The 17382-nt window shown below is 72.9% G+C and carries 18 protein-coding genes and 2 tRNA genes; 5 read left to right on the top strand and 15 right to left on the bottom strand.

Annotated elements, in window-relative coordinates:
• Positions 1-72: 72 nt before the first annotated feature.
• The 3 genes from ABD285_RS10175 to ABD285_RS10165 form a co-directional block, all read right to left on the bottom strand.
• A tRNA-Ile gene (locus ABD285_RS10175) sits at positions 73-146 on the bottom strand.
• 13 nt (positions 147-159) lie between these two features.
• Positions 160-1365: a glycosyltransferase gene (locus ABD285_RS10170; protein ID WP_344202385.1), complete on the bottom strand. Its 1206-nt coding sequence runs from the start codon at positions 1363-1365 to the stop codon at positions 160-162.
• 47 nt (positions 1366-1412) lie between these two features.
• Positions 1413-2366 carry a DMT family protein gene (locus tag ABD285_RS10165; protein WP_344202383.1) on the bottom strand — a complete coding sequence of 318 codons (954 nt, stop codon included), beginning with the start codon at positions 2364-2366 and terminating at the stop codon, positions 1413-1415.
• A 40-nt stretch (positions 2367-2406) separates the two neighbouring features.
• On the opposite strand from ABD285_RS10165, the gene def reads away from it, so the two are divergent.
• Positions 2407-2973: a peptide deformylase gene (def, locus tag ABD285_RS10160; protein WP_344202381.1), complete on the top strand. Its 567-nt coding sequence runs from the start codon at positions 2407-2409 to the stop codon at positions 2971-2973.
• Between the two features lie 28 nt (positions 2974-3001).
• Here the strand turns inward: def and ABD285_RS10155 are convergent, their stop codons facing one another.
• The 7 genes from ABD285_RS10155 to ABD285_RS10125 all read right to left on the bottom strand — a co-directional run bounded on the left by ABD285_RS10155 (position 3002) and on the right by ABD285_RS10125 (position 7848).
• Positions 3002-3322, bottom strand: a complete 321-nt coding sequence (locus ABD285_RS10155; protein WP_284252418.1) for an AzlD domain-containing protein — start codon at positions 3320-3322, stop codon at positions 3002-3004.
• Positions 3319-4062 carry an AzlC family ABC transporter permease gene (locus ABD285_RS10150; RefSeq protein ID WP_284252421.1) on the bottom strand — a complete coding sequence of 248 codons (744 nt, stop codon included), beginning with the start codon at positions 4060-4062 and terminating at the stop codon, positions 3319-3321. The genes ABD285_RS10155 and ABD285_RS10150 overlap by 4 nt, the downstream gene beginning before the upstream one ends.
• On the bottom strand, positions 4049-4456 hold the full coding sequence (locus ABD285_RS10145) for a response regulator (protein ID WP_284252422.1): 408 nt from the start codon (positions 4454-4456) through the stop codon (positions 4049-4051). Before ABD285_RS10145 ends, ABD285_RS10150 begins: the two co-directional genes overlap by 14 nt.
• A gap of 11 nt (positions 4457-4467) precedes the next feature.
• A complete protein-coding gene (locus tag ABD285_RS10140) occupies positions 4468-5355 on the bottom strand; it encodes a sensor histidine kinase (protein WP_284252424.1) in 888 nt (295 codons plus the stop codon).
• A 63-nt stretch (positions 5356-5418) separates the two neighbouring features.
• The gene (locus ABD285_RS10135; RefSeq protein ID WP_284252426.1) at positions 5419-5766 is read right to left on the bottom strand and encodes an SHOCT domain-containing protein; all 348 of its coding nucleotides are present in this window, start codon (positions 5764-5766) and stop codon (positions 5419-5421) included.
• A gap of 127 nt (positions 5767-5893) precedes the next feature.
• The gene (locus ABD285_RS10130; RefSeq protein ID WP_284252428.1) at positions 5894-6556 is read right to left on the bottom strand and encodes a response regulator; all 663 of its coding nucleotides are present in this window, start codon (positions 6554-6556) and stop codon (positions 5894-5896) included.
• Complete coding sequence (locus tag ABD285_RS10125) at positions 6556-7848, bottom strand: sensor histidine kinase (RefSeq protein WP_344202376.1); 1293 nt, start codon at positions 7846-7848, stop codon at positions 6556-6558. The genes ABD285_RS10130 and ABD285_RS10125 overlap by 1 nt, the downstream gene beginning before the upstream one ends.
• Positions 7849-7976: 128 nt before the next feature.
• On the opposite strand from ABD285_RS10125, the gene ABD285_RS10120 reads away from it, so the two are divergent.
• From ABD285_RS10120 to ABD285_RS10105, 4 genes are all read left to right on the top strand, one after another.
• A complete protein-coding gene (locus tag ABD285_RS10120) occupies positions 7977-8261 on the top strand; it encodes a hypothetical protein (RefSeq protein ID WP_284252434.1) in 285 nt (94 codons plus the stop codon).
• Positions 8258-10276 carry an alpha/beta hydrolase gene (locus ABD285_RS10115; RefSeq protein ID WP_344202374.1) on the top strand — a complete coding sequence of 673 codons (2019 nt, stop codon included), beginning with the start codon at positions 8258-8260 and terminating at the stop codon, positions 10274-10276. The genes ABD285_RS10120 and ABD285_RS10115 overlap by 4 nt, the downstream gene beginning before the upstream one ends.
• Before the next feature lie 89 nt (positions 10277-10365).
• The gene (locus ABD285_RS10110; protein ID WP_284252439.1) at positions 10366-10794 is read left to right on the top strand and encodes a hypothetical protein; all 429 of its coding nucleotides are present in this window, start codon (positions 10366-10368) and stop codon (positions 10792-10794) included.
• A gap of 92 nt (positions 10795-10886) precedes the next feature.
• On the top strand, positions 10887-11840 hold the full coding sequence (locus tag ABD285_RS10105; RefSeq protein ID WP_284252441.1) for a phosphodiesterase: 954 nt from the start codon (positions 10887-10889) through the stop codon (positions 11838-11840).
• Here ABD285_RS10105 and ABD285_RS10100 read toward each other — a convergent pair.
• The 5 genes from ABD285_RS10100 to ABD285_RS10080 all read right to left on the bottom strand — a co-directional run bounded on the left by ABD285_RS10100 (position 11837) and on the right by ABD285_RS10080 (position 17371).
• Positions 11837-13369 carry a stealth family protein gene (locus ABD285_RS10100; RefSeq protein ID WP_284252444.1) on the bottom strand — a complete coding sequence of 511 codons (1533 nt, stop codon included), beginning with the start codon at positions 13367-13369 and terminating at the stop codon, positions 11837-11839. The two genes, ABD285_RS10105 and ABD285_RS10100, sit on opposite strands and share 4 nt — an antisense overlap.
• 60 nt (positions 13370-13429) lie before the next feature.
• Positions 13430-13505 (bottom strand) — tRNA-Asn (locus ABD285_RS10095).
• Positions 13506-13587: 82 nt separating this feature from the next.
• Complete coding sequence (locus ABD285_RS10090; RefSeq protein WP_344202371.1) at positions 13588-15264, bottom strand: ABC transporter ATP-binding protein; 1677 nt, start codon at positions 15262-15264, stop codon at positions 13588-13590.
• Positions 15264-16283 (bottom strand): ABC transporter permease, encoded by a 1020-nt coding sequence (locus ABD285_RS10085; RefSeq protein WP_344202369.1) that lies wholly within the window; start codon positions 16281-16283, stop codon positions 15264-15266. Before ABD285_RS10085 ends, ABD285_RS10090 begins: the two co-directional genes overlap by 1 nt.
• Complete coding sequence (locus ABD285_RS10080; protein WP_344202367.1) at positions 16283-17371, bottom strand: ABC transporter permease; 1089 nt, start codon at positions 17369-17371, stop codon at positions 16283-16285. The genes ABD285_RS10085 and ABD285_RS10080 overlap by 1 nt, the downstream gene beginning before the upstream one ends.
• Positions 17372-17382: the final 11 nt, after the last annotated feature.

The following is a 17382-nucleotide window of genomic DNA, read 5'->3' as shown; positions in this document are numbered from 1 at the left end:
ATGTCGTGCGAGCCCGGGCGCGCGTGCGGCGTCGAACGCCCACGTGGGCGCTCGCGCAGACAGCCCGGTTCGTAGGGCGGGCGGGACTTGAACCCGCGACCGAAGGATTATGAGTCCTCTGCTCTAACCGGCTGAGCTACCGCCCCGTGCCGGGCCAGGCTACCGGTCGACGTCGCTCGGCGCGGGGGCGATGGCGGGCGGCGCGGGGATCGGGCGGTCCTCGTAGATCGCCTCGAAGACGTCGAGCGTGTGCGACATCGAGTGCTCGGCGACGATGGCGAGCGATGCGCGCTTCATGGCATCCCGCCGCTCCCGCGACGCGGTCAGCACGTCGTTCAGCCCGGCGACGAAGCCATCGATGTCGCCCGGCTCGTAGAGGTGGCCGTTCTGGCCCTCGCGCACCAGGTGGGGCAGCGCCATCGCGTTCGCGGCGACGATCGGCAGCGCCGAGGCCATCGCCTCCATCGCCGCGATGCACTGCAGCTCGGCGCGCGACGGCATCGCGAAGACGGTCGACCGGGTGAGGGTCTTGCGCAGATCCTCGTCGGAGACCTTGCCGAGGAAGTGGATGCGATCCGAGATCCCGAGCTCCCGGGCCTGCGCCTGCAGCTTCTCCCGGGCCTCGCCGGCACCGATGATGTCGACCTGCGCGTCGAGCGCGGGGTCGAGCCGGGCGGCGGCCTCGACCAGCTCGTCGATGTGCTTCTCGTCGTCGAGCCGCCCCACGAAGACGATGCGATTGCCCTCGCCCGGCCCGAAATCGGGCGTGTAGTAGGAGGTGTCGATCCCGTTCGAGATCGGGAGCACGCCGGTCAGGCCGGTCATCTTCTCGAAGTACTCGGCGGAGCTGCGGGTGGGGCTCGTCACCACGTCCGCCATGCCGAACAGGCGCCGGGCCGACTTCCACTGGCCGGCGACCACCCGGTCGACGAACCACTGCGGGGTGTGCGGCGGCGCGTGCTGCACGATGTTCTCCGGCATCGAGTGACTGGTGCCCGCCAGCCGGATGCCCGCCTTCTTGGCGAGCGGCATCAGGCCGCGGCCGGCGACGATGTGCGACTGCGCATGCACGACGTCCGGCTTCGCCTGGCGGATCACCCGGCGCGCGTGGTGCTTGGCCCGGAAGGGCAGCATGATCCGGAACCACGGGTGGGTCGGCCAGGAGTAGCTCGGGATGCGGTGCACCGTGAGCGTCTGGCCCTCGTGCTCCTCCTGGAACACCCCGGCACCGTGAGCGCGCGACGCGGGCGCCAGGACGTGCACCTCGTGACCGCGCTGGACCATTCCGGCCCCGAGGCGCTTGGCGAAGCTGGCCGCTCCGTTCAGATCGGGGGCGAACGTGTCGCAGCCGAGGAGAATGCGCATCGCAGCGACACTACCTCAGGGCACGCGGCGTGCCGACGCGTCCACCGTCAATGCACGGTCTGGGGGTGATGCCGCGCCAGCTGGAACACCCCGTAGACGGCGAGCGCGGCGCTGCCGAGCCACACGAACAGCACCCAGACGGGCGTCTGCGCCGCCTCCCCCAGCACCGTCAGGCCGATGACCACGGCCACCATCGGGTCGACGACGGTGAGACCGGCGATCACGAGGTCCGGGGCGCCGATCGAGTACGCGTTCTGCACGAAGTACGCGCCCAGCCCGCCCGAGGCCAGGATGCCCGCCAGCGCCAGGAGGGCCAGCCCGTCGACGTTGCCGTCGAGGAAGCGGTTGATGGTGACCTTGGCGATCGTCGCGACGAAGCCGAAGCAGATGCCCGCCGCAATGACGTAGAAGATCGCGCGGAAGTGCGTGCGGAACAGCAGATAGGCGAGCCCGAGCAGGAACACGACGATCACGAGGATCGACAGGACGATGATCATCGCCTCGTCGGAGATCCCCGGGTCCTCGGCGAAGACCGCCGCGAAGCCGACGAAGATGCCGACCCCGACGACGCACAGCACGATCGCGCGGATCGTCGGCGCCGTGAGCTCGATGTGCGACATCCGCGAGTTGACGATCGAGGTGATGACGAGCGCGACGACCCCGATCGGCTGCACCACGGTGATGGGCGCGAAGCCGAGGCTCGTGAGCTGGCACAGGATCGCGATCCCGTACAGCGCGGTGCCGAGCAGCCACCACGGGCTGCCGACGAGGCGGAGCGTTCCCGCGACGATCGCGCCGAGGCCCTTGGTCGTCGCCGGAGCCTCCCCCTCCCCTTCGTGCAGGCGGGCCGCGTGCCGGGCCTCGGCACGCTGGACGCCCCGATGCTGGAACTGCGCGCCGAGGGCGAGGAAGAGCCCGCCGATGATGGCGATCGCGATCCCGGCGAGCGGATTACGACCGGGGAGACTCAACGCGCTGAACGCGTCGAGGACCGGCTGCACCCGAGCAATCTACCCGGTGGGTCCCGGATATCCTGATCCGATGCCCGTGTTGCCGATCAGGATCACCGGCGACCCGGTGCTGCACGCGCCCGCCCGTCCGGTCGAGGTGTTCGACGACGGGCTGCGCCGGCTGATCGACGATCTGAACGAGACGATGGCGGCCGCCCCCGGGGTGGGACTGGCCGCGCCGCAGGTCGGCGTCGGGCTGCGTGTGTTCGTCTACGGCTGGACCGACGACGACGGCACGCGCCACGCCGGCACCGCGATCAACCCGCGGCTCTGGCTCGCGCCGACGCCGCTCGGCGAGCTCGACGACGAGGAGGAGTCGGAGGGGTGCCTCTCGCTCCCCGGCGAGCGCTTCGCCCTGCGTCGCTCCCCCGCCGCCATCCTCGAGGCGCTCGACGTCGACGCGCAGCCGTACGAGGTGCACGCGGAGGGGTGGCTCGCGCGGATCTTCCAGCACGAGTTCGACCACCTCGACGGCGTGCTGTACGCCGACCGGCTGGCTCCCGCCGAGGCGCGGGGTGCCGCCAAGGCGATCCGCAAGCACGGCTGGGGCACACCCGGGCAGACGTGGATGCCCGGGGTCGACCGGCCGGAGGGCTGAGCGCCGCCGGCCGCGCCATCCGCCCCGGCTAGGCCATCCATCCGGCCAGCCGCAGCAGCGCCGCGACCACGGCCGCCGCGACGACCACGACGATGAACGGCGCGCGCAGCGCCAGCAGCACGGCCGAGGCGCCCAGCGCCGGCAGCCGCGCGTCGATCGAGAGCGGGTGCCGGCCGTCGCCCTGGACCGTCTGGGTCACAACGAGCGCTGCCAGCAGCGCCACGGTCAGGAGCGTCGCGACGCGCGACGGCGTCGGCCGCTCGAGCACGCGCGCCGGCACGAGGTAGCCGGCGATCTTGAGCGCGAGCACCAGCACCGCCGCCAGCAGCACGACGTTCCAGGTGGTCACAGGCCGGCATCCCGGTCGAGGGCGGCGGCGCCGGACCGCGCGGCGCCGGCGGGCGTCTTCGGGCCGAGCCAGTTGGTCACGCCGATGACGACGGCGACCACGGCCGCGAGCAGCACCGGCACGCCGGCCGGCAGGAACGGCAGGGTGAGCGCGGCGACGACCGCGGCGCCCGCGGCCACGGCGATCGGCTGCCGCGACCGCAGCCGCGGCCAGAGCAGACCGAGGAACGCCGCGGCGGCGGCCGCGTCCAGCCCGTACGCGCGGACGTCGCCGAGCAGGTCGCCGACGAGCGCGCCGACCAGCGTCGTGAGGTTCCAGCCGACGTAGATGATCGCGCCGGTGGCCCAGAACCCGATCCGCTGCCCGCGCAGGGTCGGCTGGGCCGTTCCCACCGCGGTCGACTCGTCGATCGTCCACTGCGCCGCGAGCAGCCGGCGCCACCACGGCCCGCCGATGATCGGCCCCATGCGCATCGCGTAGAGGGCGTTGCGCGCGCCGAGCAGCGTCGACCCGACGATCGCGGCGGGCGCGGCGGCGAGGCCACCCGAGGCGAGCACCCCGATGACGGCGAACTGCGATCCGCCGGAGAACATGAACAGGCTCAGCACGCAGGTCTGCCAGACGTCGAGTCCGGATGCCGTGGCCAGCGCCCCGAACGAGAGCCCGTACGCGGCGACGGCGAGGCCGACGGCCAGCGCCGCCCGGAGCGCCGCCGAGCGCTCGGGGTCAGAGCTCGTCACGCAGCTCCCCCGCGGGCCGGGCCGCCGCCTGGCGGATGGTCGCGAGCATGGCCTCCGGCTCGGAGTCCTTCCAGAGCACCGCATGGGCGCCGGCCATCGCGGCGGCGGGCACGTGCTGCTCGAGGTCGACCGTCGCGAGCAGCAGGATGCGGGGCGCGCCCGCCGCGCGCACGACATCGTCGCCGAGGATCCGCTCGGTCGCCGTGATGCCGTCGACGCGCGGCATCTGGATGTCCATGAGCACGACGTCGACCGGGGTGCGGCGCAGGATGCCGAGGGCCTGCGCACCGTCGCCGGCCTCGCCCACGACCTCGACATCCGGCTGCGTGCCGAGCACGAGGCGCCAGCCCTCGCGCTGCGCGCGGGAGTCGTCGACGAGCAGGACCCGGATCACCGTGCTCCCGTTCAGAGACGCACGCCGTGCACGCCGTTGTGATAGGCGAGAGCGGGGAAGATCGCAGAGACGGAGAAGCCGACGCCCGGCATGGTGAACGCCCGGAACACGCCGCCGTAGATCTCGGTGCGCTCGCGCATCTCGGTGATGCCACGGCCGACCGGCTCGGCGGTGAGGGCGGCGAGGTCGTCGTCCTGGCCGTAGCCGCGGTCGGGACCCTCGCCGCGGGCGGCGGCCACCCGGGCGCCGTCGTCGTCGACGAGCACCTCGAGGCCGTCCGCGGTCCACCGGAAGGTCACCCGGGCCTCGGTGCCCTGACCTCCGTGGGCGAGCGAGTTGGCGAGCGCCTCCTGCAGGATCCGGTACACGGCGAGCTCGGCGCCCTGCTTGAGCTCGAGCCGCTCCCCCAGCTCCTCGAAGGTCACGCGCAGACCGGCGTCGCGCATGACGGCGAACAGCTCGCGCAGGCTGGCGAGCCCGGGCTGCGGGCCGGCCTCGGCCTCGCCGTCGCGGCCGACGTCGACGATGCGACGCAGGTCGGCGAGGGTCGTTCGCGCCGTCTCGGCGATCGTCGCGGCGGTGCGCGCCGCGACCGCCGGGTCCTGGGCGGCGGCGTAGCGGGCGCCGTCGGCCTGACTGACGATCACCGTGATCGAGTGGATGACGAGCTCGTGCAGCTCGCGGATGATGCGCAGGCGGCTGGTCTGCTCCGCCGCGAGGAGCTCGAAGTCGAGCCGGTCGCGGTCGGCCTCGACCCGCTCGACGAGGGCTCGGCGGCGCCCGTGGCGCGCGACGATCCAGAGGATCATGAACACGACGGAGGCGAGCAGCAGCACCGCGATCGCGACGCAGAGCGTCACGAGCACGAGCGCCGAGTTCTCACGCAGCCACTGGTTCACGCCGGGAACGCCTCTCCTCCGAACCCCGTGAGGGGCCCGGAGGAGAGACTATCCGGCTTGCGATCAGGCCTGCGGCGGCGTCGGTCCGCTCGCCCGGAGCACCTCGAGGCGGGCGCGGTACTCCTTCTCGTCGATGTCGCCGTTGGCGAAGCGCTGCGCCAGCGTCGACTCGGCGCTGCGGGCGCCCCAGCCGCCGCCGTGCCCCCAGGCGCCGGGGCCGCCCGCGCCCCATGGGCCGTACCCGCCGCGCGCCCAGGCGTGCCGGCGACCGCGGGCGACGAAGACGATCACGAGGACGATGACGACGATCCAGAAGATCGGGATCAGGAAGAGGAACGGGAAGAACGCCGCGTGCCACATCCCGGGATGGGCGGCGGCGGCCAGTGCGGATGTCGACAGTGCGGTGAGCACGGTGGTTCCTTTCGTCGGGGGCTCCGTTCGGAACCCGATGACCCGACTCTTCCCGGATGCGGCCGGCGCGGAATCTGCCCCGGGGAGCGATCCGTCTACTCCCCTCGCAGTACCGAAGCGACCCCCTCTACCGCCCGGGGGCGACCAGGCCCGTCTCGTAGGCGATCACCACGAGCTGCACCCGGTCGCGGGCGAGCAGCTTCGACATGATCCGCGAGACGTGCGTCTTCGCCGTCAGCGGGCTGAGGAACAGCCGCGCGCCGATCTCGTCGTTGGTGAGCCCCTGCCCGACGAGGGTCAGCACCTCGCGCTCGCGCTCGGTGAGCGCGGCGATCACCGAGTCGTCGGGCGGGGAGGCGAGCGACCCGGCGACCCGCTCGAGGAGGCGCTTCGTGACCCGCGGGCTCAGCAGGGCGTCGCCGTCCGCGACGACGTGCACCGCGCGGATGAGTTCCACCGGCTCGGTGTCCTTCACGAGGAACCCGCTCGCCCCCGCGCGGATCGCCTGCGCCACGTACTCGTCGAGCTCGAACGTCGTGACGACGATCACGTGCGTGTGCTGCAGCGCCGGGTCGGCGGCGATCCGTTCGGTGGCCCACAGGCCGTCGCCATCGGGCATCCGGATGTCCATGAGCACCACGTCGGGCTTCTCGCGCGCGACGAGGGCGACCGCCTCGCGCCCCGTCGCAGCGTCGCCGACGACCTCGAGGTCCGCCTCGGCCTCGAGCAGGCTGCGGAAGCCCGCCCGGATGAGCTGCTGGTCGTCGGCGAGGGCGATGCGGATGGTCATCAGGCGGCTCCGATCCGGGTGGGCAGCTCGGCGACGACCTCGAAGCCGCCGCGTGCGGCGGGGCCGGCCGTGAGGCTGCCGCCGAGCAGTTCGGCGCGCTCGCTCATGCCGAGCACGCCCCGTCCGCCGCTGCCGACGTCGTCGACCGACGCGGCGCCCGAGCCGTCGTCGCGGACGGTGATGCGGTATCCGGTGTCGTCGCGGTCCAGCAGCACCCGCGCGACCGTGGCGCCGGACGCGTGCCGGCCGACGTTCGTGAGCGACTCCTGCACGATCCGGAAGATCGCCAGCTGCAGCGGCTGCGGCACCTCCTCGTGCCGGAGCCGATCGTCGAGCTCGACCCGCACCCCCGGCACGGTCAGATCGCCGAGGCGGTCGAGACCGGGCTCCGGCACGAGCGGCGCGGAGGGGTCGGCGCCGTTCTCGGCGCGCAGCACACCGAGCACGGAGCGCACCTCCTCGAGCGCGGTCTTCGAGGTGTCCTTGATGGAGGCCAGTGCCTGCCCCGCCTGCTCGGCCGCCGCAGGGCTGTCCGGCTGGCGCTGCAGCAGGTGCAGCCCGACGCCGGCCTGCACGTTGATCTGGCTCAGCGAGTGGGCGAGCACGTCGTGCAGCTCACGTGCGATGCGCACCCGTTCGGCCTGCAGCTCGCTCTGCCGGGCCTCGGTCGCGCGCCGGCGGAACGCGGCATACCGCTCCCGGCGGGTGCGCAGCGCCTCCCCGATCGCCACGGCGAGCAGGATGCCGAGGGTCGTGCCGACCGCCCGAGGGCCCTCGAAGCCCGTCTGCGGGAACACGATCGCGACGGCGACGGTCACGGTCCACGCGACGAGGATGCTGATCCAGGCCCACACCCGGGCGCCCCGGACGATCGCGCCGATGATCCCGAACCCGAAGGCGATGTAGGGCGGCCCGCCACTGTCGTTGACGATGACGTCGGCCGCGGCGGCGACCGCGGTGATCGCGACGACCGGGCCCGGCCAGCGGCGCGCCGCGACGAGCACGAGCGGACCGACGAGGGCGAGGCCGACGAGCATCACCGCCTGCGCGGGGGGCAACTGTGCGACGTGACCCTGCCAGGGTCGCGGGCTGCCCGCGGCGATCCACAGGGTCGCGGGCACCTGCACGAGGAAGGCGATGACGACGGGGCCCCAGAGGAGCAGCCCGCGCGGCATCCGGAACCCGGGCCCCGGGTGCGCTCCCGCCCAGGGCGGCGCACCCCCGTGCCAGCGCGGCCCGTGCGGCGGCTGGGGCCGGGACGCGGGGGGCCCGGATACGTCGGGCCCGGACATGCCCCGATGCTACGCGGGCGCCCTGCCGGCATCGTCGCCCCCCGGGATGCCGCCGCTACTCCCCCGGGAGTAATGAACGGTGGATCGGCCGGACCGACGCGACGGACACTCAACTACCATGAGCCGGGATGGGGGACCTCTCGATCGACGCGGCACACGTCGGCACGCTCACGAGCGGGCTGCGCTCGGCGGCGGCCCACGTCGAGCCCGATGCATCCCTCGGCGCCGTCGACGACGAGGAGTTCGCCTCGCCGGTCGCGGACGAGCTCCGAGCCTCGGCGCACCAGCTCGAACGGCAGGCGAACGCCGTGCACGCCCTCATCGCCGGACTGGCCACGGCGGCCGACCGCGCAGCCGGGGAACTGCGGGCGACCGATGCGGCGCTCGCGACCGGAGCGGGCCCCCGCCGATGACCCGATGGCAGCGCACGACGCCGGATGCGGGCGACCCGGCGGGCATCCGGCGCGTGGCCGCCCGGCGCGAGTCCTGGGCCGACGAGCTCGGCGAGCATTCCCTGACGCGTCTGCGCGACGTGATCGGCGACGCATCCGATTCGCGCTGGACCGGCGCGGCGGCGACGGCCTTCTCGGAACAGGCCGGGCAGCTGCCGGGCCTCGTGAGCGGCCTCATCGAGCGCGCCCGCGACGAGGCGGATGCGCTGCGCCGATACGCTGCGGCGATCGACCGGATCGCCGACGAGGCCGCCGCGCTGCGGACGCAGCTCGCCGGCCTGCGGAGCGCGATCTCGCGGGATGCCTCGAGGCTGCGAACGCTGCGGGCGGCGGACGATCCCGCGGAAGCGGATCGGATCCGCGCCGTCCAGCTCACGAGCGACCTCGCCGGCTCTCGGCACTCGCTCGCCTCGCTCGACGCTCGCTGGGACGAGCTCGCCGACGAACGACGTCGGGCCGACGCGACCTGCGCCGCAGCACTGCGTCCCCCGCCGGCGCCGCCGATCGGGACCCTGAACACGGCGCAGCTCGGATCCCTCACGGACGCGCAGGTGCTCACGGCTCTCGCGGGCCTCACCCCCCTCCAGCTCGCCGAGCTGCTGCGCCGCGACCACGCGCTCGCGAACCGGATCGCGGACCTGCACGACCCGCAGGCGATCGCGAGCTGGTGGCGCTCCCTGGCCTCGAGCGATCCGACCGCGCCGAGCGGGCTGCAGGCGGCGCTCGTCGCGCTCGCGCCGACGGCGATCGGCAACCTGGACGGCGTGGCCTGCTGGGCGCGCGATGCCGCGAACCGCGCGACGCTCTCCGCGGAGCTGCACCGCCTGGAATCGCTGGCGGCGCAAGCCGAGCGCATCCGGGACGAGCCGGGCCGGGCGCAGAGGGAGGCCGACCTCCGGCGCTTCCTCTCGGCGCACGGATTCCGCGGGCTGTCGGATCTCACGACGCGCCTCGGCTCCCTCCAGGCGACACGCGCCGCTCTGCGCCAGCCGGGTGTGACGACGCAGCTCGTCACCCTGACGCTGCCCGCCGATCCCTCGCAGCCGCCACTGGCGGCCGTGTCGGTCGGCGACCTCGACCGAGCCGCCCGCGTCACCGTCGACGTGCCCGGCATGGGCTCGACCGTCGCCGACACGATGCGCAGCTGGACGGCGGACGCCGGCAACCTGTACAGCCAGCAGCGCTACCTCCAGGCGCACGGGCTCGCGCCGACCCAGGACGTCGCCGTCGTGGCCTGGATCGGCTACGACGCACCGGACATGCCGCCGAGCGTCGAGGTGCTGAGTTCCGCGAAGGCGGAGGTGGGAGCGACGCACCTCGCCTCGTTCCTTCAGGGGGTCACCGCCAGCCATGACTGGGCGGCCGGCCGCAACCTCTCCGTCGTCGCCCATTCGTACGGCACGACGACCGCCGCCATCGCGCTCGAGCACACTCCGGTCGAGAATTACACCATGCTCGCGTCGGCCGGACTCGACCCCGGCATCACGAGCGCGAGCGACCTCCGCGTCGACCCCGGGCACGTCTGGGCGACCCAGTCCTCCCTCGACCTGGTCGCGCCGATCGGGCGCGGCGAGTCCGTGCCCGTCGATCTGGGTGGACGGCACCTGTGGCTGCCCGTGACGCCGACGGCCCATCCGGTGAATCCGGCCGATCCGGCGTTCGGGGCCCGGGTCTTCACCTCGGAGGATGTCGTCTGGGACGGCACGCCGTACCCCGGCTCGGACGGCCACGACGTCTCCCCCCAGATCGAACACGCACTCGACCACACGACGGGATACGACTACGGCTACCTCGACCGGGGCACGATCTCGCTGCGGAACACGGCGGAGACCAGCCTGGGCCTGACCGACGTGGCGACCGCGCGGAACACCACCCCTGTTCCGGTCAGCCCGGCGGCCCTGCGCGACCTGTCGGACGGCGCCGCGCCGCCCCTGCTGCCGGCCAATTACGGGCTGCCGTGGGGGCCGCCGACGTGATCCGCCGCGCTGTGATCGTCGTCGCGGTCGTCCTGATCGCCCTCGCGGGGTGCACGCCCCGGCCCGCTCCGACGCGGAAGGAGAGCACCATGAGTGCGACGGCAGCGCACGACGAGCTCGACGGCCTGATCGGCCGCACGCAGCGGATCTTCGACGGCGCCTGGTCCTCGATCGACACGAACGCCGAGCCATGCCCGGACGGACATCCCGGACTGATCTTCGCCTTCGGGCGGATCGGACCGGGCTCGACGACACCGGAGCTCGGCGAGCGCATCCCGCAGGTCCTCGCCCTCTGGAAGGACGCGGGTCACGACGCCTCCGTCACGCATTCGACCCAGAGCGGTGTCGCGCTGACCGAGGTGCGGTTCCCGCCCGGAGGCGGGTATGCCGCGGACGGCCTGTATCTGAGCCTCGTCGCGAGCGCGAAGGGCACGACCATCGACGCGCAGAGCCGCTGCGTTCCCGGTGACCCCGACGCCTACAACGCCCGGCATCCGCACCGCGACACGACGCCCTGAGCCCCCGCGCCTGCTCGGGGCGCCGCGGGCCACAATGCGACCGGCCGGGCGGTGTGCACGGCCTGGCCGCCGCGGTCTGGTTCGATGGGAGCATGCTCGTCCGTGACGCCGAGTACCCGAGACCCGACCACACGCTCATCCACATCAGCGACACCCACCTGCTGGCGGGTGCCGGCCGGCTCTACGACCGGGTGGATGCCGAGGCGCACCTGCGCGACCTGATGGCCCGGCTCGAAGCCACCGGGCGTCGGCCGGACGCCCTGGTGTTCACCGGCGACCTCGCCGACCTCGGCGAACCCGAGGCCTACGCACGGCTGCGGGGCGTGGTGGAACCGGTCGCCGCGCGCCTCGGCTCGCGCATCGTGTGGGCGATGGGCAACCACGACGACCGGGAGGCGTTCCGGGCCGGGCTGCTCGACGGCTCCGGCGACGCGCCGGTGGATCAGGTGATCGACCTCCGCGGGCTGCGGATCATCACGCTCGACACGTCCGTCCCCGGGGCCCACCACGGGGAGCTCGCCCCCGCGCAGCTCGACTGGCTGCGGGAGCAGCTCGCCGCGCCCGCACCGGACGGGACCATCCTCGCGCTGCACCACCCGCCCATCCCGAGCGTGCTCGACCTCGCCGTCTCGGTGGAGCTGCGCGACCAGCCGCGGCTCGCGCGGGTGCTGCGCGGCACCGACGTGCGCGCGATCCTCGGCGGGCACCTGCACTACTCGTCCAGCGCGACGTTCGCGGGCATCCCGGTGTCGGTGGCCTCGGCGAGCTGTTACACCCAGGATCTGCTCGTCGACGAGGGCGGCACGCAGGGGCGGGACGGCGCCCGGTCGTTCAACCTGGTGCAGATCTATCCGGACACGGTGCTGCACGCCGTCGTCCCGCTCCAGCGGACCGAGGCCCTGTCGCACGTCGGCGCCGCCGAGAGCACGCGTCGGCTCGCCGCGCTGGGGCTGCGCATCCCCGGGTCGTCCCGCATACCGGAGCCCTCGACGCAGGATGACGACTCCTGGACCCGCCCGATCGATCTCGTGGGCGCGCCGAGCTAGTTCGTCCGCTCCCAGGGTCCGGGCACGGGGAAGTAGCGCTCGAGGAACGCCGTCACGAGCGCGACCCGCTGGGCGTCGGAGATCTCCGGTGCACTGCCGTCGTTGAGACAGAACATGTCGTACCGCCGGCGCCGCTCGATATCGCGCAGCGAGTCGGCCGTCGTGGCCAGCGTCGTCTCGACGTACCGGACGTGCGCATCGGTCTGCACCACCGCGCGCCCGGTCAGCAGCGCGTAGTAGTGGTACAGCGAGTTGGTCACCGAGATGTCGTCGCCCGAGCGGAACCGGGACGCCGCGGTGCGCGCGAAGTCCTCCGGGAACTCGGCCTCGAGCTCGGCGAGCACGCTGCGCCGCAGCGGGGCGGCGCAGTGCTCGAGATGGCGGGTCATCGTGCGCCCGAAGCGCTGCTGCAGCAGCGCCCGGTTCACCCGCATGGCGTTGTCGTGCCCGGTGCGGTCGGGATGCGCGGCCCCGAGCCCGATCCGCAGGGTCGCCTCGACGAAGCGGGAGACACCGCCCGGCGAGAAGAACAGGCTCGGTGCCACGGGGCGTCCGAAGAACATGTCGTCGTTCGAGTACAGGAAGTGCTCGGAGAGCCCCGGGATCCGGTGCAGTTGCGCCTCGATGGCGTGCGAGTTGAAGGTGGGCAGCACCTCGGTCTTCTCGAAGAAGTCCGCGCTGCGCACGACGCGCACGTCCGGATGGTCGACGTCGAGCCACGCCGGGGGCGTCGAGTCGGTCACGAGGTGGATGCGGCGGATCCACGGCGCGTAGGCCCGGGCGCTGCGCATCGCGTAGCGCAGCTCGTCGATCTGGCGGTACCGGGCGGCACCGCCGTCGGGCGCGCGGGCGCTGCGGTCGTCGAGGTAGCTCTCGCGCAACGCCAGGTATCCGGGCTCGGATCCGTCCACCCAGGAGAAGACGAGGTCGATGTCGAAGTCGATGTCGTCGACCTGCTCGTCGAACATGCCCGCCAGCGTCGGCCAGCGATCGCCGTACCGCTCCACCGAGCTGACGACGGCGTCCTCGCGGCGGATGCGCTGCCGGGTCAGCGCGTTGGGCCGGGGCGCGACGATCTCGGTGTCGTCGAAGCGCCAGAACTCGAGCCGGATGGCGGCGTCGGCGGCGCGCCAGACCCCGCGCACCGCGCGGGTCCGCGGACGGTAGATCAGGAAGAGATCCTCGTCGTCACCGGGGAGCCGTCCGCGCGCGAGGAGGCGCTCCGAGCGCCTGCCCGATCCGAGCACCCTCGCGTACATCGGCTCGCCCGCGAACGCCGTCGCGAACGCCTGCTCGACCCTCGCCCGCCGCGCCCGATCGACGCTGAGCACCGCCGTGTCGCGATCGCCGCGGATCAGCAGGTAGTCGATCCCGGCCGCGTCGAGCGCATCGCGCACGAGGCGCAGATCGGCGATCGTCGCCTCCTCGCGGGTGAGCGGCGGGCCGGTCAGCACCAGCCGGGTGCCGTCGCGCACGACGTCGGGACGCTCCGCGAGGATGTCCGCGGTGGTTCGGCGAGGGGGAGGCACGACGGATCACGGGCCTTTCTGCCCGAGCGGCGGGAGTGAGAACGCGGACCGGGAGGTGGGTGGCTCCCCCACTTGGACTCGAACCAAGAACCTATCGGTTAACAGCCGATTGCTCTGCCAATTGAGCTATGGAGGAATGCTGTGAACAGCCGGGCTAGCTTAGCAAGCGCGGCGGGGGTTGCGAGACCCGACGGGCCGGACGAGCAGCCCGGCGCCGCTCACCCGGCGCTCGCGGCGCGCTGTTCGCGCCGAGCGGCCTGCTCGACGGGATCCGGCACCGGCAGCGAGGCGAGCAGGCGCCTCGTGTAGTCGTCGGACGGCGATCCGAGAACCGACGCCGTCGGCCCCTGCTCGGCGATCTCGCCCTGATGCAGCACGGCGATCCGGTGCGCGAGCAGGTCGACGACCGCGAGATCGTGCGTGATGAACAGCGCGGCGAAGCCGAACCGCTCCTGCAGCTCGCCGAACAGCTCGAGCACCTTCGCCTGCACCGACACGTCGAGCGCGCTCGTGGGCTCGTCGGCGATGAGCAGCTCGGGGTCGAGGGCAAGAGCGCGCGCGAGCGAGGCGCGCTGGCGCTGGCCGCCGGAGAGCTCGTGCGGATAGCGGTCGCCGTAGGAGGCCGGCAGCTGGACCGCCTCGAGCAGTTCGTCGATCCGGTCGCGCGCGGCCTCCGCCGAGCTCGCCCGGCCGTGCACGACGAGCGGCTCGCCGATGCACTGCGCGATCGTGAGCAGCGGATTGAAACTCGTGGCCGGATCCTGGAAGACGAAGCCGAGCCGGCCGCGCTGCGGGCGGAACTGCCGCTCGCGCATCCCGTTCAGCTCGACACCGAGAACGCGCAGCGAGCCTCCGGAGACGCGGGTCAGACCGCCGATGGCCCGGCCGATGGTGGTCTTGCCCGAGCCGGACTCCCCCACCAGGCCCAGCACCTCTCCCGGCTGGATCGAGAAGTCCACGCCGTCGACGGCCCGGAAGCCGCCCCCGCCGAAGCGACCCGGGTACTCGATCACGAGGCCCTTCGCCTCGACGACCGGGCCCTCGGGCGCGGGCGCCACCGCATCCCGCTCGACGATCTCGAGGCGCGGCACCGCGGCCAGCAGCTCGCGCGTGTAGTCCTCCCTCGGGTGCGAGAACAGCTCGCGCACGGGGGCCGTCTCGACCAGCTCGCCCCGGTACATCACCGCGACACGGTCGGCGAGGTCGGCGACGACGCCCATGTTGTGGGTGATGAGCACGATCGCGGTGCCGAACTCGTCGCGCAGCCGCCGCAGCAGATCGAGGATCTCGGCCTGCACGGTGACGTCGAGCGCCGTCGTGGGCTCGTCGGCGATGATCACCGCGGGATCGAGGGCGAGCGCCATGGCGATGACGATGCGCTGCTTCTGGCCACCCGAGAACTGGTGCGGATAGTCGCGCACCCGGCGCTCCGGGTCGGGGATGCCGACGAGCCGCAGCATCTCGACCGCGCGCTCGTGCGCGGCGGCCTTCGTGTACCCGCCGTGCGCTCGCAGGCCCTCGGCGAGCTGCCACCCGATCGTGTACACCGGGTTGAGCACCCCCGAGGGCTCCTGGAAGATCATCGCGGCCGCGGCGCCGCGCAGCTTCTGCAGGCGCCGGCGGTCCAGGCCGATGACGTTCTCGCCGGCCAGCACGACCGCGCCGCGGGCGATCGCGGTCTCCGGCAGCAGGCCGAGGATCGTGCGGGCGGTGACCGTCTTGCCGGACCCCGACTCGCCCACGATCGCGAGCACCTCGCCCGGCCGCACGTCGAGCGAGACGCCGGCGACGGCGTGCACGGTGCCGGCGTCCGTGGCGAAGATGACGTCGAGGTCGGTGATCGTGACCGCGGCGTCGGCCGTCGGGTCCGCGGGCTTGCGGGGCTCCGTGGCCATCAGGCGACCTCTCCCTGCTCCTCGCGCGCCATGGGCTCGCTCGCGGCCACGGCATCGGCCGGCGGCGCGCCCGCCACGGCCCGGCGCCGGGCGCGCAGCCGCGGGTCGGCCAGGTCGTTGAGGCTCTCGCCGATGAGCGTGACGCCCATCACCACCAGCACGATCGCAAGGCCCGGGAAGATCGAGGTCCACCAGATGCCGCTCGTGACGTCGGAGATCGACTTGTTCAGGTCGAACCCCCACTCGGCCGCGGCGGTCGGCTCGATGCCGAACCCGAGGAAGCCGAGGCCGGCGAGGGTCAGGATCGCCTCCGAGCTGTTGAGCGTGAGGATGAGCGGCAGCGTGCGGGTGGAGTTGCGCAGCACGTGCCGGAACATGACGCGGCCGGTGCTCGCGCCGATGACCCGCGCCGCCTCGACGAACGGCTCCGACTTGATCCGCACGACCTCCGCCCGGATGACGCGGAAGTACTGCGGGATGAACACGACCGTGATCGAGATCGCGGCCGCGAACACGCCGCCCACGAGGCTCGACTGCCCGCCGCTGATGACGATCGCCGCGACGATCGCGAGCAGCAGGGTCGGGAACGCGTAGACCGCGTCCGCGATCACGATGAGGATGCGGTCGAGCCAGCCGCCGAGGTAGCCGGAGATCAGGCCGAGCGCCACGCCGGCGAAGACCGAGAGCACGATCGCGACGACGATCACGAACAGCGCCGTCTGCGCCCCCCAGATCACGCGCGCGAGCACGTCGTAGCCGCCCACCGTGGTGCCGAGCCAGTGCGCCGCGCTCGGCGGGTCCTGCGCGCCGAAGTTGCCGTGCGCATCGCGCAGCTGGCTGAATCCGTAGGGCGCGATGAACGGGGCGAGGATCGCCACGAGGATGAAGAAGCCCGTGATCACGAGGCCGGCCACCAGCATCCCGCGCTGCAGACCCACGCTCTGCCGCAGCTGCCGCACGACGGGCAGGCGCGCGTACCAGCGCGGCTTCACCACCGGTCGCTCGTCGGTCAGGGACATCAGTACCTCACCCGGGGGTCGATGATCGCCGCGATGACGTCGACGATGAAGTTGGTGACCGCGACGATCACCGCGAGCAGGGCGACGATGCCCTGCACCGCCACGAAGTCGCGGTTCGCGAGGTACTGGCCGAGCTCGTAGCCCAGCCCCTTCCACTCGAAGGTGGTCTCGGTGAGGATCGCGCCGCCGAGCAGGAGCGCGATCTGCAGGCCGATCACGGTGATGATCGGGATGAGCGCCGGCTTGAACGCGTGCGAGCGCACGAGCCGCAGCTCCCGCACCCCCCGCGAGCGCGCCGCGTCGACGTAGTCGCGCGAGAGGGTCGCGATCGTGTTGGTGCGCACGAGGCGCAGAAAGATGCCGGCGGTGAGGAACCCGAGCGCGAGCGCCGGCAGGATCGCGTGCTGCAGCACGTCGCCGATGTCGTCGAGGTTGCCCAGCCGGATCGCGTCGATGAGGTAGATGCCGGTGGGATGGTCGAGCGCGGAGAGGTCGATCTCGGTTCGGGTGGACGCGCGACCGGCGACCGGGAGCACGTCGAGCCAGACGGCGAAGACGAGCTTGAGCAGCAGTCCGACGAAGAAGACCGGGGTCGCGTACCAGAGGATCGCCGCGATCCGCAGGGCGGCATCCGGCCACCGATCGCGGAAGTAGGCGGCCACCATGCCGAGCGGGATGCCGACCACGAGCGCGACGATGAGGGCGTAGACCGCGAGCTCGAGGGTCGCGCCGCCGAAGGTGAGCAGGATGTCGCTGATCGGCCGCCCGTCGGTGACCGCGGTGCCGAAGTTGCCGGTGAAGACCTGACCCAGGTACTCGACGTACTGGACGATGAGCGGACGGTCGTAGCCGGCGTCGTGGACGCGCTTGGCCAGCTCGTCCGCGGGGAGGCGTCCGCCCTGGGCGGCGGTGATCGGGTCACCGGTCAGCCGCATCAGGAAGAACACCATCGAGACCAGGATGAAGATGGTCGGCAGGATCAGGACGAACCGCACCACCAGGTAGCGCCACAGGGTGCCGCCGGATCGTCGGGCCGAGAGGGTCGGGGGCGCCGGGGCGGGCGCGTGGCTCAGGGTGGTGTTCGTCATGTGGGTCCTCG

It is taken from the genome of Pseudolysinimonas kribbensis (assembly GCF_039531715.1).
Taxonomy (GTDB): Bacteria; Actinomycetota; Actinomycetes; order Actinomycetales; family Microbacteriaceae; genus Pseudolysinimonas; species Pseudolysinimonas kribbensis.
The sequence above is the reverse complement of the archived record's forward strand: the minus strand, read 5'-3'. Positions and strand labels throughout refer to the sequence as shown.